The organism is Serratia sp. YC16, assembly GCF_009707615.1.
Taxonomy (GTDB): Bacteria; Pseudomonadota; Gammaproteobacteria; order Enterobacterales; family Enterobacteriaceae; genus Serratia; species Serratia surfactantfaciens.
Genome location: NZ_WLYN01000001.1, coordinates 1189880 through 1205565, shown reverse-complemented (window position 1 = coordinate 1205565; position 15686 = coordinate 1189880). Strand labels below are relative to the sequence as shown.

Genomic DNA, 15686 nt, shown 5'->3' with positions numbered 1-15686 from the left:
TTAAGTGATAGGTCCAATCATTATTTTGGGTCTAATCATCTTAATGTTCAATGTCTATAGTGAGAATCAGAAACGATGTAGTTAACCGACCACCCTGATGAGGAACCGGATGATGAACCAGAAAATCAGCTTCACTAATAGCAATAACCCAACCATCGATCTTTCCGCAGTGCTCTACTTGCCACCGGCGTTCGACGCGGGCCGTCAGTATCCGGCCATCGTCGTTTCTCACCCGGGGGGCGGCGTGAAAGAGCAAACCGCCGGCACCTATGCCGCAAAACTGGCGGAGCAGGGATTTGTGACCGTGGCTTACGATGCCTCTTATCAGGGGGAAAGCGGCGGCGAACCCCGTCAGTTGGAAAACCCTTATATCCGCACCGAAGACGTCAGCGCGGTGATTGATTACCTGACCACGCTGCCTTATGTCGACAACGAGCGCATAGGCGCGATGGGAATTTGCGCCGGCGCGGGCTATACCGCCAACGCTGCGATCCAGGATCGCCGCATCAAGGCGATCGGCACCGTCAGCGCCGTCAATATCGGCTCGATGTTCCGCAACGGGTGGGAAAACAATGTGAAGTCCATTGATGCGCTGCCGTATGTTGAGGCGGGTTCCAACGCCCGTACCGGCGATATCAGCAGCGGTGAACATGCCACCATGCCGCTGGCACCGATGAAAGAATCCGATGCGCCGAACGAAGAGCTGCGCCAGGCCTGGGAGTATTACCATACCCCGCGCGCGCAATATCCGACGGCGCCCGGCTATGCGACGCTGCGCAGCCTCAACCAGATCATTACCTACGACGCCTACCATATGGCTGAAGTGTATCTGACCCAGCCGATGCAGATCGTGGCGGGCAGCGTGGCGGGCAGTAAATGGATGAGTGACGATTTATACGATCGCGCCGCGAGCAGCGACAAGCGTTACCACATCGTCGAAGGTGCGAATCATATGGAATTGTATGACGGCAAAGCCTATGTCGCCGAAGCCGTTTCCGTCCTGGCGCCGTTCTTTGAAGAGACACTGTAATGAAAAATGTTCGCATCCAAAACGCCGATATGGCCTGGCACATCGCCGCCAACATTCAGCTGCCGCCAAGGTTCGATGAATCCAAGCGCTACCCGACGGTGGTCAGCGTCCATCCTTTCGGCAGCTGCAAGGAACAAACCTCCGGCAATGTTTACGGTAAGGCGTTGGCGGAACAGGGGTACGTCGTTATCGCCTATGACGCCAGTTTTCAGGGGGAGTCGGGCGGGGCGCCGCGCTGGATAGAAGATCCGACCCAGCGGGTGGAAGACATCAGCCGCGTCATCGACTATGCCGTCACCTTGCCGTATGTCGATGCGGAGCGTATCGGCGTGCTGGGCATTTGCGGCGGCGGCGGTTATGCCGTCAATGCCACGCTGACAGAGAAACGCATCAAAGCCGTGGTGAGCATCACCGGCGTAAATATTGGGCGACTCTTCCGCGAAGGCTTCAGCGGCTACGATCCGCTGGGCGCGCTGAACGCGATGGCTGCGCAGCGCACCCGGGAAGCGCGGGGCGGAGAGCTTCAGGTCAATGAACTGCTGCCCGCCAGTCCTCAAGAGGCAACGGCCCATGGGCTCACCGAACGCGACGTTTTCGAAGCGACAGACTATTACAAGAGCGCGCGCGGCCAACAGCCGGGTGGCGCGACACGCATGTTGTTCTCGCATGCGCAAATAACGCTGGCCTGGGATGCCTTCGCCTTTGCCGAGGTGCTGCTGACTCAGCCGGTGATGGTGGTGGTGGGCGAGAAAGTCGGTGCCTTTGGCGCCTATCGTGATGGCATGGAAGTCTATGGGCGCGCAACGGCTTCGGCGCATCGCGAGCTGGTCTCGTTAGCGGACTTTTCACATTACGAGCTGTATGACAAGCCGGAAGCCGTTCGTGCAGCGATGGACAAGGTGCTGCCGTTTTTAGCCGCGCACCTGGGTGAATAACCGATGGAGAACACCATGAAAAATGTATTGATCCTTGGCGCCGGCGGCCAAATCGCCCGTCATGTTATCGACCGATTGGCGGATGAACAGTCGCTTGTGCAAACGTTGTTCGCTCGCCGGCCGGAAAAAATCCGGTCGCGCCCGGCCAACGGCCGGATCCTTATCGGCGATGTGTTGAACCCGTCCGCATTGAAACAAGCGATGCAGAGCCAGGATCTGGTGTATGCCAACCTGACGGGGGAGGATCTGGATGTGCAGGCTGAGGCGGTGATTGCCGCCATGCAGGCCAGCGACGTCAAGCGCCTGATCTTCGTTCTTTCGCTGGGGATTTATGATGAGGTCCCGGGAAAATTCGGTGAATGGAACAACGCGATCATCGGTGAGCCCCTCAAGCCATTTCGTCGGGCGGCTGACGCGATTGAAGCCTCCGGGCTGGACTACACCATTCTGCGCCCGGCCTGGTTAACGGACGAAGATCTGGTTGACTATGAGCTTACCGCCCGCGATGCGCCGTTCAAAGGAACGATCGTATCGCGCAAGAGCGTCGCCGCTTTAATTGCCGACATCATCGAGCAACCGAAAAAACATCTGGGTGAGAACATCGGCGTCAACCAGCCGGGCACTGACGGTGACAAGCCGTATTTTATGTAAACACCCGCCATAAAATTTATCTATAGAGGCAGGACGATGGAGATGAACAGTCTCAGCGGCAAAGTCGCTGTTATCACCGGGGCTTCAAGCGGTATTGGTGAAACTGCCGCCCGCCGATTGGTTGCGGAAGGCGTTTCGGTCGTGCTGGTAGCAAGACGCAAAGAGCGAATCGAAAGTCTGGCTGCCGAACTGGGCGGAGCCGCCGTCGCCTTTGACGCTGACGTTGCTGATTTAGCTCAGGTCCGGTCACTTTTTAATAGGGTGAAGAGCCGCTTCGGCGGTGTGGATCTGCTTTTTAACAACGCGGGCATGGGGATTTTCGGTCGGTTCGAGGAGAGCTCACCCGAGGGCTGGCAGGAGCAGATCAACGCGAATATGTACGGCGTGTTGAACTGTTCCTACGAAGCTATCCCTCTGATGAAAAATCGCCCCGGCGCAATGATCTCCACGGTATCCAGCGTCGGGGGGAAAAGCAGTGCGCCTAACTGGGCCGTGTATTGCGCCACCAAATTTGCCGTCAGGGGGTTCTGTGACGGCTTGCGGCAGGAGCTGGCTGAAGCAGGCATACGCGTGTCATTGATTCATCCGGGGGCGGTACATACGGAATGGGGACACAATGTTTCTGCGGACATGATGCGCGAACGCCGTGATGCCATTCAGGCTCTCATGCCGGATGACGTGGCTCGTGCATTGGTCTATTCATTTGCTCAACCGCCCGGCGTATTACTCGATGACATCGTGATACGTCCTAGTTTGCAATTGACGCTTTAGTGCCTCGACACCTCGTACTGCGATGAGGCAGTACGAGTTTTTAAACCGATTAAGGTGAACAGATATGAATCGCATTTGGTTTGTCACCGGCGCCGCGCGCGGCATGGGCGCCCATATTGTCAGGGCTGCGTTGCAACAGGGGGACTGTGTGGTTGCAACGGGGCGGGATAGGGAAAAATTGCGCCGGACATTCAGCGATGTTGCAGCGGAAAAGATTGAGCTGCTGGAGCTTGATGTTCGTGATGAACATCAGGCGCTGGCTGCTGCAGATGCGGCCGTGAGCCGTTTTGGCCGCATTGATGTATTAGTGAATAATGCCGGGTTCTGTCTGTTGGGGCGTTTTGAAGAAGCGACAGCCGAACAGATAGAGCAGCAATTTTCAACCAATGTTTTCGGCATGGCCAATGTATTGCGCGCGGTGCTGCCGGTGATGCGGCGCCAGCGGGGCGGGCGCATTATCAACACCTCTTCCATCGCCGGCGTGAAAGCCGTCGCGAACGCCACATTTTATTCCGCGTCGAAGTTTGCCGTGGAAGGTATGACCCTGGCGTTGGCCGATGAGGTCGCGCCTCTTGGAATTACCGTCACCGCCGTTGAGCCCGGCTTTTTCCGCACCGAATTTCTCAATGACAGTTCTGCCCGGTACGGGGAAAGAAGCATTGCCGATTATGCCGCTTTTGGCAGCGCGCGCGAGCTACTGGCATCCGCCGATGGTCAGCAACAGGGCGATCCTGCCAAACTTGCGCAGGTGATTTGCCGGTTGGTGGAAATGGACACGCCTCCGCGCCAGCTATTAATCGGTAATGATGCTCTCGATTTCGTCATGCCGACCTTGCAGTCCCGCATCGCAGAAACGTGGGAGTTTGAGGCGCTCAGCAAGACGACCGATTTTGATTAATGGCATCAAGGCGCTTACCTATGTATGGAACCCTCATCGGTTTGACGGTCGTTTTGCTGGCTATTTTGGGCGTATTGGCCTCTGTCACGCTGATTGAAAATCGACAAGCCGCCCAGTTGGCCAAGATAGAGCCTCATGCGCATTCAGGAGAAAACGCATCGCGTACCGCCGTCGTTTATTTTTCTCGTTCAGGGAGTACGGCGCTGGCCGCTCGCCATATCGCTCACCGCCTGGATGCACAGCTCTTCAGGCTTGATGCGCCGAACTATGCCCCTGGCTTGCCAGGGCTGGCGTATGCGCTGAAAGACGCCACTTTGCTGAAAGAGCGGCAGGATGCGTTGCCCGAGATAACGCCGGCCAAGATTGACTTGACGCCGTTTGACACCCTCTGGTTGGGCTCGCCGATCTGGCTATACAGCCCGGCGCCGCCGATTTGGGCTTTTATTGAGAACAGCGATTTCAGCGGTAAACGGGTCATCCTGTTTAATACCCACAACAGCCACTTCTCGGACGAGCATATCGCGCGTTTTAAAGCCCAGGTGCTTGCACGGGGAGCATTAACTTTCGAGCATCGCACGGTGCTGCGAGGGCGAATGACGCAGCAAATCACACCGGAACAGATGCTGCAATTTATCGATGAACGCTGGCTGGGAACCCCGCTGGCGAAGTGATTGTTTATGATTTTTGATTTTAGATCAAAATGTTAAATGCTGAGAGAATTATGAAAGATCCATTAATGCAGCCATTTTTATTTAAAAACGGCCTTGAGATGCGCAATCGCATCGTGATGGCCCCAATGACCACCTGGTCAGCCAATGATGATGAAACTATTTCAGATGCAGAGTTAGCCTATTATCGGGCACGCGCGACCGGTGTTGGGTTGGTGCTGACAGGCTGTTCCCATGTACAGCGAAATGGCATCGGGTTTACTCATGAGTTCGCGGCCTATGACGATCGCTTTATCCCGAGCCTGAAACGGCTGGCGGATGCCGCTAAAAGCGGCGGCGCGCCGGCGATCTTGCAACTCTTTCACGCGGGAAATAAAGCCGTTCCGGCCTTGATCTCCGATGGCGACCTCGTTGGCGCCAGTGCGCTAGCCGCACCGGCAGGCCCGTTTAACGATGGCAAAAAAGCCGGCCGCGCGTTAAGCCATGACGAAATTCTGACTGTGATCCGCGATTTTGGCGAAGCCACTCGCCGCGCGATTGAGGCGGGGTTCGATGGCGTAGAATTGCATGGCGCCCATGGTTTCCTGCTCCAAAACTTTTTCTCCCCGTATTTCAATCAGCGCACGGATGAATGGGGCGGTTCTCTGGAGAATCGCATGCGTTTCCCCTTGGAAGTGGCGCGCGAAGTTCGGCGAGTTATCGAACGCCATGCTACACAGCCTTTCTTATTGGGGTATCGGTTGTCTCCGGAAGAATCCGGCGAAAAGGGACTGCGTATAGATGATTCTCTGGCGTTGGCGAACCAATTGACGGAAGAGGCGCTTATCGATTATTTGCACATCTCGTTGCACCATGTACTGACGGACACCCCTCGGGATGACGAGGATGAAAAGAGTACGCTGGCAAGGTTCATTGAGCTGAATAACGGCCGTTTGCCGATACTGGCCGCCGGAAAAATCACGTCGTCGGACGTGGCACGGCAAGCGCTGGATGCCGGATTGTCCATGGTCGCTTTGGGACGCGCGATGGTTATGAATCCCCAATGGGTGGAGAGAGTACAATCAGGTCATGAAGGAAGCATGAACGTCAAACTCAACGCGTCGCAAGATCCGGATGAATTACAGATCCCACATAAACTGTGGCAAGCGATTCAAAATACCCCAGGCTGGTTCCCGAGCTGAAGACCGCCATTGTCATGTTGTCCCTGGGTCGGTGATGATGTGCTGACATGCACCGTAAACCCTATTGAAACACCGGTTAGCGATCCAGATAGCCGGTGGTCATTCCTGGATGAATGAACCCTCTCTTGCAGCGAGTTATAACCCGAAAAGCAAAAAGCCCGCTTAAGTTTCCTTAAGCGGGCTTCTCTAAATATGGCTCCTCTGACTGGACTCGAACCAGTGACATACGGATTAACAGTCCGCCGTTCTACCGACTGAACTACAGAGGAATCGTGTGAACGGGGCGAATAATAGCGGGGCACCTGGGGTTTGTCAAAGCGCTAAACTGCAAAAAAAGCGCGTTTGCTGGCGGAATGAACATCTTGCGCTGTTTTTCGGCATTTTCCATCGCTGTGCGGTGATTTTGTGGCCCACAACGATTGCACAAGCCTTTGCACGGCGATGGTGCAAGGCCGTTCTCCCTCTCACGCTAGCCGCACTGCCCAGACTCTCGGTTATCCCCGCCACACGCTGCGCTGCAACTGATATGTAGGATGAATAAGCAAACAATATGTATTCGTCGTCACAATGGCTGGATTTTTGCTTACCCATTTTTGGGGAATGCGACTGCGCTCTCAAGAAAATTATTTTCCCCGTCTACACATAAAGTGACTGATCCGCGCCCCCGGGCGTTTCGCTACAACAGTGCTGAGGAAGATAACAATGTCATCGAAATTGATAAAAAGTCCGCTCGCTGCTTTGCTCATCGGTTGTTTAGGCACGGCCTTTTCTGCGCAGGCCGATATCGTCATCGGCGTCGCCGGGCCGTTCTCCGGGCCGAACGCCACCTATGGCGATCAGTATTGGCGCGGCGCTTCGCAGGCGGCGGCGGACATCAACGCCGCCGGCGGCATCAAAGGGGAAAAAATCAAGCTGGTGCAGGGGGATGACGCCTGCGAACCGAAACAGGCGGTCGCGGTCGCCAACCGGCTGGTGGATCAGGACAAGGTCTCGGCGGTGGTCGGCCATTTCTGCTCCTCTTCCACCATGCCCGCCTCCGAGGTGTATGACGAAGCCGGCATCATCGCCATCACCCCCGGCTCCACCAACCCGCAGATCACCGAGCGCGGCATGAAGACCATGTTCCGCATGTGCGGGCGCGACGATCAGCAGGGCGCGATCGCTACCAACTACATGCTGGATACGCTGAAGGCCAAACGCATCGCGGTGATCCACGATAAAGATACCTACGGCCAGGGGCTGGCGGACGCCGCCAAGGCGGCGATGAACAAGCGCGGCGTCACAGAGGTGCTGTATGAGGGGCTGTCGCGCGGTGAAAAAGACTTCAACGCGCTGGTGACCAAGATCGCCTCGGTCAAGCCGGACGTGGTTTACTTCGGCGGCTGTCATCCGGAAGCCGGGCCGCTGGTGCGCCAGATGCGCGAGCAGGGCGTGACCGCCAAGTTCTTCTCCGGCGACTGCGTGGTGACCGAAGAGCTGGTGACCGCCGCCGGCGGGCCGCAGTACACCAACGGCGTGCTGATGACCTTCGGCAACGATCCGCGCCTGATCCCGGAAGGCAAGGCGGTGATCGCCAAGTTCCGAGCCAGCGGCTTTGAGCCGGAAGGCTACACCCTCTATTCCTATGCCTCGATCCAGGCGATCGCCGCCGCCTTCAACGCCACCGGCGGCAAAGACAGCGCCAAGGCCGCCGAATGGCTGAAATCGCACGACGTGGACACCGTGATGGGCAAGAAAGCCTGGGACCAGAAGGGCGACCTGAAGGTTTCGGACTACGTGGTCTATCAGTGGGATGACAAGGGCAAATATCACCAGCTTTGAACAACCCAATACTGAAGTTGTGACCCCATGACAGACGGGCCCGCCGCTGTGGCGCGCCCGTTCCGCGATGACCTTTGGGCCGCATCGGACTGCGTTGGCGGCCTTACCAGGCGAGACTGCTCATTATGGATGTATTCTTTCTGCAACAGCTGATCAACGGCCTGACCCTCGGTGCGGTGTATGGCCTGATCGCCATCGGCTACACCATGGTTTACGGCATCATCGGCATGATCAACTTCGCCCACGGCGAGGTGTACATGATCTCCGCCTATCTCTGCGCCATCGGTTTGGCGCTGCTGTCGTTCTTCGGGCTGCACTCGTTCCCGCTGCTGATCCTCGGCACGCTGGTGTTCACCATCGTCATCACCGGGGTGTACGGCTGGGTGATCGAGCGCATCGCCTACAAGCCGCTGCGCAACTCCACCCGCCTGGCGCCGCTGATCTCCGCCATCGGCATGTCGTTAATCCTGCAAAACTACGCGCAGATTAGCCAGGGGCCGCGCCAACAGGGCATCCCGACGCTGCTGAGCGGCGTGTTCCGCCTGGAGTTCGACGGCGGCGTGCTGCAGATTACCTACACCAAGGTGTTTATTCTGGTGGCGTCGCTGCTCGGCATGGCGATCCTCACCTACATCATTCAGCGCACCCGGCTGGGGCGCATCTGCCGCGCCACCCAGCAGGATCGCAAAATGGCCTCGATCCTCGGCATCAATACCGATCGGGTGATCTCGCTGGTGTTCGTGATCGGCGCCGCCATGGCCGGGCTGGCCGGCGTGCTGATCACCATGAACTACGGCACCTTCGATTTTTACGTCGGTTTTATCATCGGCATCAAGGCCTTTACCGCCGCAGTGCTGGGCGGCATCGGTTCGCTGCCGGGCGCGATGCTGGGCGGGCTGCTGCTTGGGGTGGCGGAGGCGCAGTTTGCCGGCATGGTGAACTCGGATTATAAGGACGTGTTCTCCTTCGGGTTGCTGGTGGCGATCCTGATCTTCCGGCCGCAGGGCCTGCTCGGCCGGCCGCTGGTCGCCAAGGTTTAAGGAGAACGCCATGTCGCAATCCGTGATCAACGGCGGGCTGGACGTTAAACGCAGCCTGCTGGACGCCGTCTTGGCCGGGCTGATCGCCCTGATCGTGTTCGGGCCGATCGTCGGCATCGTGCTGAACGGCTACAGCTTCAACTTCGAGCCGCACCGGCTGGTGTGGATCATCGTCGCGGTGATGGCCGGGCGGCTGCTGCTGAGCCTGTTCCTGCAAACTGCGCCGGGGCGTAAGGTGTTGGCGCGCTTCGACGGCGGCAACGACGGCGTCTACGTGCGGCCGCTCGGCTATAAATCCAACCTGCGCTGGATCCTGCCGCTGATGGCGGCGATCGCGTTGCTGTTCCCGTTCGTCGCCACCAAATACCTGCTGACGGTGGCGATCCTCGGCCTGATCTACGTGCTGCTCGGCCTGGGGCTGAACATCGTGGTCGGGTTGGCGGGGCTGCTCGATCTGGGGTACGTGGCGTTTTACGCCATCGGCGCCTACGGGCTGGCGCTGGGCTACCAGTATCTCGGGCTGGGGTTCTGGACGATGCTGCCGCTGGGCGCGCTGATGGCGGCGCTGGCCGGCGCATTGTTGGGCTTCCCGGTGCTGCGCATGCACGGTGACTACCTGGCGATCGTTACGCTGGGGTTCGGCGAGATCATCCGGCTGGTGCTGAACAACTGGATGTCGCTCACCGGCGGGCCGAACGGCGTCTCGGTGCCGGCGCCGACGGTGTTCGGCCTCGAGTTCGGCCGGCGGGCCAAAGAGGGCGGGGTGCCGATCCACGAGTTTCTCGGCATCGATTACAACCCCAATCTCAAGTTCATTTTCATCTACGCGGTGCTGTTTTTGGTGGTGCTGCTGGTGCTGTATATCAAGCATCGGCTGACGCGCATGCCGATCGGCCGCGCCTGGGAGGCGCTGCGCGAGGATGAGATCGCCTGCCGCTCCCTCGGGCTGAACCACGTGCTGGTGAAGCTGTCGGCCTTTATGCTGGGCGCCTCCACCGCCGGGCTGGCGGGGGTGTTTTTCGCCACTTATCAGGGCTTCGTCAACCCGACTTCGTTCACCTTCTTCGAGTCGGCGCTGATCCTGGCGATCGTGGTGCTGGGCGGCATGGGTTCCACCCTCGGCGTGGTGCTAGCGGCCTTCGTGCTGACGGTGGCGCCGGAGTTGCTGCGCAGCTTCGCCGAATACCGGGTGCTGCTGTTCGGCGTGCTGATGGTGGCGATGATGATCTGGCGGCCGCGTGGGCTGGTGCGCATCAGCCGATCCAGCTTCGCTGAGCGCAAGGGGGTGGCGCCATGAGCGATGCCATTTTGCGGGTGGAGCACCTGATGATGCGCTTTGGCGGCATCAAGGCGCTGAACGACGTCAATCTGGAGGTGGAGCGCGGCTCGATCACCGCGCTGATCGGCCCCAACGGCGCCGGCAAGACCACGGTGTTCAACTGCCTGACCGGCTTCTACCGCGCCACCGGCGGCGCGATCCTGCTCAATACCCACAAGCGGCCGACCGACGTGATCCAGGTGCTGGGGCAGAAGTTCCGCGCCGGCGACTGGATACGCCCGAAGCGGCTCGGTTCGCGTCTCTACTACAAGATGTTCGGCGGCACGCACCTGGTGAACCGCGCCGGGCTGGCGCGCACCTTCCAGAACATCCGCCTGTTTCGTGAAATGTCGGTGGTGGAGAACCTGCTGGTGGCGCAGCACATGCAGAGCAACCGCAACCTGATCGCCGGCGTACTGAATACGCCGGGCTATCGTCGGGCGGAGAACGCCGCGCTGGATCGCGCCTTCTACTGGCTGGAGGTGGTGGATCTGGTGGACTGCGCCAACCGTCTGGCGGGGGAGATGTCCTACGGCCAGCAGCGGCGGCTGGAGATCGCGCGCGCCATGTGCACCGCGCCGGAGATGATCTGCCTCGACGAGCCGGCCGCCGGGCTGAACCCGGTGGAGACGGCCACGCTGAGCCGCATCATCCGTTTTCTGCGCCAGCATCACGGCATCACGGTGCTGTTGATCGAGCATGACATGGGCATGGTGATGGAGATCTCCGATCGGGTGATCGTGCTCGATCACGGCGACGTGATCGCCCGCGGCACGCCGCAGGAGATCCAACACAACGACGCGGTGATCGCCGCCTACCTGGGCGCGGACGAAGAGGAGCTGGCGGGATGAGCGAAGCGATGCTGGAATTTCGCGAAGTGGACGTGTTTTACGGGCCGATCCAGGCGCTGCGTAAGGTGTCGCTGCAGGTCAACGCCGGCGAGACGGTGGCGCTGATCGGCGCCAACGGTGCGGGCAAATCCACGCTGTTGATGTCGATCTTTGGCCAGCCGCGCATCGCCGGCGGGCAGATCCTGTTCGGCGGTGAGGACATCAGCCGCCGCTCCACGCACTACGTGGCGGCCGGCGGCATCGCGCAGGCGCCGGAAGGGCGGCGCATCTTCCCGGACATGAGCGTGGAGGAGAACCTGCTGATGGGCACCATCACCGTCGGCAATCGCTATCTGGCGGAGGATTTACAGCGCATGTTCGAGCTGTTTCCGCGCCTCAGGGAGCGGCGCAATCAGCGGGCGATGACCCTGTCGGGCGGCGAACAGCAGATGCTGGCTATCGCCCGCGCGCTGATGAGCCGGCCGAAGCTGCTGCTGTTGGACGAGCCGAGCCTGGGGCTGGCGCCGATCGTGGTGCGGCAGATCTTCGGCGTGCTGCGCGAGCTGACCCGCAGCGGCATGACGCTGTTTCTGGTGGAACAGAACGCCAACCACGCGCTGAAGCTGTCCGATCGCGGTTATGTGATGGTCAACGGCCAGATCCGCCTCACCGGCAGCGGCCAGGAACTGTTGAACGATCCTGAGGTGAGAAAGGCTTATCTGGGCGGCGGCTGAGTGCCGCCCAAGGGCAGGGAAGCCCGCGTTCATTCCTCGGCGGCGTTGCGCTGTTGGTCATCGTAGTGCGAGCGGGCCGTCCTGAAAGCGTCGGCGGAGGAGATAATCCACGACCAGAGCGGCAGCATGTTGAGCAGCATCGTTTCCCCCGCTTCGGTGATGGCGTACACCACGCGGGGCAGCTTTTCCTGATAATCGCAGCGCGATATCAGCCCGTCCCGCTCGAGATGGCGCAGCGTCCGCGTCAGCATTCTCTGCGTCACGCCCGCCAGCTGGCGGCTTATCTCGCCGTGGCGCAGCGGCCCGTGAGTGCCCAGGATATGCAATACCCCCAGCGACCAACGGTTGCCCGCATGCGCGAGGATCTCACGCTTCAACCCTTCATCGTCGTTGCTCAGTTCTTCACAGAACGCCTGCGAAAATTGCAGCAGCGCTGCGCGATCGCTCGTCATATTCCTCTCCGGTATCACGCGTGTACCTAATTGAACCCGTTTTTGTCAGCTGTCAGGATGACGCAGTGTTAAGACAGGAGGCAAGAATGAAATCCACAAATCCATCTATCAATACCGTGCTCATACTCGGCGCCGGTGAACTGGGGCTGCCGGTATTGCGTGCGATGAGCCGGCAGGCTCAGCGGCATGCGAATGTCACCATCAGCGTGCTGCTCCGGCCGGAGGCCGCCCGCGCCGTCAGCGGCCCGCATCGGGCGCGGCGGGATGAGCTGATGCGGCTCGGCATCGCCGTGGTGGAAGGCGATCTGCAGCAAAACGGCGTGGAGGCGCTGAGTGCGCTATTCCGTTCCTTCGACGCGGTGATCAACTGCAGCGGCTTTGTCGGCGGAGCGGGCACGCAGATAAAGATCACCCAGGCCGTCTTGCAGGCGGGCGTGGCGCGCTATTTCCCGTGGCAGTTTGGCGTAGATTACGATGTCGTGGGTAAAGGCAGCGGGCAGCAGGTGTGGGATGAACAGCTCGAGGTGCGCCACCTGCTGCGTGCGCAGCGTGCGACGGAGTGGGTGATTGTTTCCACGGGCATTTTCACCAGCTACCTGTTTGACCCCGGCTTTGGCGTGGTGGACGCGGCAAGCAAAACGGTGCGCGCGCTGGGCGACTGGCGCTATGCGGTGACGCTGACCACCCCTGAGGACATTGGCCGGCTGACGGCCGAGATTTTTTTCCATCGGCCCGCGTTTCGCAACCAGGCGGTTTATATCGCCGGCGACACGCTGACCTACCGCGAGCTTGCCGATCTCCTGCAGGCGCACTGGGGCGTCGAGGTCAACAGAACCTTGCTCGACTCCGCACGGCTGCAGGAGGCGGTGCGGAACCATCCGCATGACGTCGGCGCCAAATACCGGCTGGCTTTCGCCCGGCCCGACGGCGTAGCCTGGGACAAGGCGGCAACCTTCAATGCGCGTCAGGGCCTGCTCACCACCACCGCCGGCCAGTGGCTGGCGCGGTATTGGCCGGTCGCTCACGACGGTTGATCGTCTGAGCGCTTCAGAACTGGCGCTGCATCCAGCGCACGTTCAGCCGCACCAGCGCGATGATAGCGCTGGAGAGCAGCCGCAGCCCGCCGGGCATGTCGCGACGGCGGATATCCAGCAGCAGCACGGTGCGCACCTGCGCGCTGTCGTTCCACACCTCGTGTTCGAAAGTGTCGTCCCACAGCATGAATTCCCCCTCGTGCAGGCGGTATTCGCGGCCGTCCACTTTCAGCACCGCCGCCGGTACGCCGTCGGCGCGCTTGGGCATGTCCAGCACCAGATAGCCGCGCAGAATGCCGCGGAACGGGCCGCGGTGGGGCGGCACCTGCTTGCCGGGCGCCAGGAAGGAGAGCGAGGCGGACAGCACGTCCGGCGAGGAGGCGATCAATGCCGCCAGCGCAGGGCAGCGCGCCAGGTTGCGGGCGATCGGCTGGCCGTAGGCCTTCATGATGAACATGCGCCAGTCGCGCGCGTCGTTGGCGGAGATAGACTCCTGTTGGATCATGATCTCGTGAAAGCGTGGGATATTGTGCAGATCGTGGGCGACGGCCAGCGCCTCTTCGCGGATCTGCCGCCATTGGGCGGTGAAACGTTCCGCATCGGGGAACAGCGCGGCGCTGTCGAGCACCGGTTGGCCCTGAATTCGGCGATCGTAAACATTGCGCAATGCGAGCACGGACCAATCATAAATCGCGGACATAATGACCTCGCCTCAGGAAACGCCAAATGGACACTGCGCGCGGTTCTTCGGCGCGGCGCGTCGTCTGCGGCGGCCGAAGGAAGAGCGGCAGGAAAAATTGGTACGCTTCAAGAGATTAGCACAGCATTTGTGCAACCGTGTGTCTGCGAGTGTGTCGAAATGCGGCGAAAAAAACCACACAATTAAAGTGTGACGCGTATCGCATTTAGCGCGGCGGTTGGTTAAAATATCGCTACTTGCCCGCACCTGTCCGGATTTTGTTTACCATGGAACACGCACCCGTTTCGCGCTCAACCGCCTGGTTACGCGTGGTTATCCTCGCCGTCTCGGCCTTTATCTTCAACACCACCGAATTTATTCCGGTCGGGCTGTTGAGCGATATCGCCGCCAGCTTCTCGATGCAAACCGAACAGGTCGGCCTGATCATCACCATTTACGCCTGGATCGTCGCCGCCGCCTCGCTGGCGTGCATGCTGCTGACCAGCAAGATCGAGCGCCGCAAGCTGCTGATCGGCGTGTTCATCCTGTTTATCGCCAGCCATGTGCTGACCGCCGTGGCCTGGAACTTCACCACGCTGGTGATTTCACGCGCCGGCGTGGCGCTGGCGCACTCGGTGTTCTGGTCGATCACCGCCTCGCTGGCGATCCGCGTGGCGCCGCCGGGCAAGAAAGCGCAGGCGTTGAGCCTGCTGGCGGGCGGCACCGCGCTGGCGATGGTGCTCGGGCTGCCGCTCGGGCGGGTGGTCGGGCAGCTGCTCGGCTGGCGCATGACCTTTATCGGCATCGCGGTGTGCGCCACTCTGGCGCTGGTGCTGCTGTGGCGCCTGCTGCCGGTGCTGAAAAGCGAGCACTCCGGTTCGCTGGCCAGCGTGCCGCTGTTGTTCAAACGCCCGGCGCTGGTGGCGCTGTACATGCTGACCATCATCGTGGTGACGGCGCACTTCACCGCCTACAGCTACATCGAGCCGTTTATCCAGACCGTGGCCGGGCTGTCGGAAAACTTCACCACGCTGATGCTGCTGCTGTTCGGCGCCGCCGGCATCGTCGGCAGCCTGCTGTTCAGCCGCTACAGCGAGCGGTTTCCTTCCGGCTTCTTTATCGGCGCCATCGCGCTGCTGGCCCTGAGCCTGCTGCTGCTGTTGCCGGCCGCCGGCAGCGAAAGCCACCTGACGGTGCTGTGCATTTTCTGGGGCATGGCGATCATGGCCATCGGCCTGTCGATGCAGGCCAAGGTGCTGAGCCTGGCGCCGGACGCCACCGATGTGGCGATGGCGATCTTCTCCGGCCTGTACAACTTCGGCATCGGCAGCGGCGCGCTGCTGGGCAATCAGGTGAGCCTGCATCTGGGGATGGGCAACATCGGTTTCGTCGCCGCGCCGCTGGCGCTGATCGCCCTTGGCTGGTGCCTGCTGAGCTTTTACCGCAGCGAACGGTTGCAGCAGCACCACAGCCGTTAATCCACCGATTCGGGATGCCGGCCGGCATCCCGCGCTACATTTTCTCGCTATAAAACAGGCCGCTGCAGCGTTTTATGCTTAACTTTTTTTCATAGTCTGCTAATTAAAAATTTAACTCCGGCGTCGCTTCGCTAGCATAGAAAGTCATCAAAAATGTTAATGCGAG

The 15686-nt window shown here is 60.1% G+C and carries 16 protein-coding genes and 1 tRNA gene; 14 read left to right on the top strand and 3 right to left on the bottom strand.

The window, feature by feature from the left end:
- The first annotated feature begins 109 nt into the window (after positions 1–109).
- The 7 genes from GKN89_RS05665 to GKN89_RS05635 all read left to right on the top strand — a co-directional run bounded on the left by GKN89_RS05665 (position 110) and on the right by GKN89_RS05635 (position 6134).
- Positions 110–1030, top strand: a complete 921-nt coding sequence (locus GKN89_RS05665; RefSeq protein WP_025160200.1) for an alpha/beta hydrolase — start codon at positions 110–112, stop codon at positions 1028–1030.
- Positions 1030–1965: an alpha/beta hydrolase gene (locus GKN89_RS05660; RefSeq protein WP_154746511.1), complete on the top strand. Its 936-nt coding sequence runs from the start codon at positions 1030–1032 to the stop codon at positions 1963–1965. Before GKN89_RS05665 ends, GKN89_RS05660 begins: the two co-directional genes overlap by 1 nt.
- A gap of 15 nt (positions 1966–1980) precedes the next feature.
- On the top strand, positions 1981–2616 hold the full coding sequence (locus tag GKN89_RS05655) for an SDR family oxidoreductase (protein WP_063919699.1): 636 nt from the start codon (positions 1981–1983) through the stop codon (positions 2614–2616).
- Positions 2617–2658: 42 nt separating this feature from the next.
- Positions 2659–3387: an SDR family oxidoreductase gene (locus tag GKN89_RS05650; protein WP_230328922.1), complete on the top strand. Its 729-nt coding sequence runs from the start codon at positions 2659–2661 to the stop codon at positions 3385–3387.
- Positions 3388–3451: 64 nt separating this feature from the next.
- On the top strand, positions 3452–4285 hold the full coding sequence (locus GKN89_RS05645) for an SDR family NAD(P)-dependent oxidoreductase (protein WP_154746509.1): 834 nt from the start codon (positions 3452–3454) through the stop codon (positions 4283–4285).
- Between the two features lie 20 nt (positions 4286–4305).
- The gene (locus tag GKN89_RS05640; protein WP_154746508.1) at positions 4306–4956 is read left to right on the top strand and encodes a flavodoxin; all 651 of its coding nucleotides are present in this window, start codon (positions 4306–4308) and stop codon (positions 4954–4956) included.
- 50 nt (positions 4957–5006) lie between these two features.
- The gene (locus GKN89_RS05635; RefSeq protein WP_063919696.1) at positions 5007–6134 is read left to right on the top strand and encodes an NADH-dependent flavin oxidoreductase; all 1128 of its coding nucleotides are present in this window, start codon (positions 5007–5009) and stop codon (positions 6132–6134) included.
- Positions 6135–6327: 193 nt separating this feature from the next.
- Here GKN89_RS05635 and GKN89_RS05630 read toward each other — a convergent pair.
- A tRNA-Asn gene (locus tag GKN89_RS05630) sits at positions 6328–6403 on the bottom strand.
- Positions 6404–6836: 433 nt separating this feature from the next.
- Here GKN89_RS05630 and GKN89_RS05625 point away from each other — a divergent pair.
- The 5 genes from GKN89_RS05625 to GKN89_RS05605 all read left to right on the top strand — a co-directional run bounded on the left by GKN89_RS05625 (position 6837) and on the right by GKN89_RS05605 (position 11877).
- The gene (locus tag GKN89_RS05625; RefSeq protein WP_019452435.1) at positions 6837–7955 is read left to right on the top strand and encodes a branched-chain amino acid ABC transporter substrate-binding protein; all 1119 of its coding nucleotides are present in this window, start codon (positions 6837–6839) and stop codon (positions 7953–7955) included.
- 125 nt (positions 7956–8080) lie between these two features.
- A complete protein-coding gene (locus tag GKN89_RS05620; RefSeq protein WP_019452436.1) occupies positions 8081–8995 on the top strand; it encodes a branched-chain amino acid ABC transporter permease in 915 nt (304 codons plus the stop codon).
- Between the two features lie 10 nt (positions 8996–9005).
- On the top strand, positions 9006–10292 hold the full coding sequence (gene livM, locus GKN89_RS05615; RefSeq protein WP_063919653.1) for a high-affinity branched-chain amino acid ABC transporter permease LivM: 1287 nt from the start codon (positions 9006–9008) through the stop codon (positions 10290–10292).
- Positions 10289–11164: an ABC transporter ATP-binding protein gene (locus GKN89_RS05610; protein ID WP_019452438.1), complete on the top strand. Its 876-nt coding sequence runs from the start codon at positions 10289–10291 to the stop codon at positions 11162–11164. Before livM ends, GKN89_RS05610 begins: the two co-directional genes overlap by 4 nt.
- A complete protein-coding gene (locus tag GKN89_RS05605; protein ID WP_019452439.1) occupies positions 11161–11877 on the top strand; it encodes an ABC transporter ATP-binding protein in 717 nt (238 codons plus the stop codon). Before GKN89_RS05610 ends, GKN89_RS05605 begins: the two co-directional genes overlap by 4 nt.
- A gap of 29 nt (positions 11878–11906) precedes the next feature.
- Here the strand turns inward: GKN89_RS05605 and GKN89_RS05600 are convergent, their stop codons facing one another.
- Entirely contained in the window at positions 11907–12329 is a 423-nt protein-coding gene (locus GKN89_RS05600; protein ID WP_019452440.1) for a helix-turn-helix domain-containing protein, read from the bottom strand.
- Positions 12330–12415: 86 nt separating this feature from the next.
- Here GKN89_RS05600 and GKN89_RS05595 point away from each other — a divergent pair, with 86 nt between their 5' ends.
- A complete protein-coding gene (locus GKN89_RS05595; protein WP_154746507.1) occupies positions 12416–13363 on the top strand; it encodes an aromatic alcohol reductase in 948 nt (315 codons plus the stop codon).
- 13 nt (positions 13364–13376) lie between these two features.
- Here the strand turns inward: GKN89_RS05595 and GKN89_RS05590 are convergent, their stop codons facing one another.
- A complete protein-coding gene (locus tag GKN89_RS05590) occupies positions 13377–14063 on the bottom strand; it encodes an aspartyl/asparaginyl beta-hydroxylase domain-containing protein (protein WP_154746506.1) in 687 nt (228 codons plus the stop codon).
- Positions 14064–14329: 266 nt separating this feature from the next.
- Here GKN89_RS05590 and GKN89_RS05585 point away from each other — a divergent pair, with 266 nt between their 5' ends.
- Complete coding sequence (locus GKN89_RS05585) at positions 14330–15520, top strand: sugar transporter (protein ID WP_019452444.1); 1191 nt, start codon at positions 14330–14332, stop codon at positions 15518–15520.
- Positions 15521–15686 lie beyond the last annotated feature (166 nt).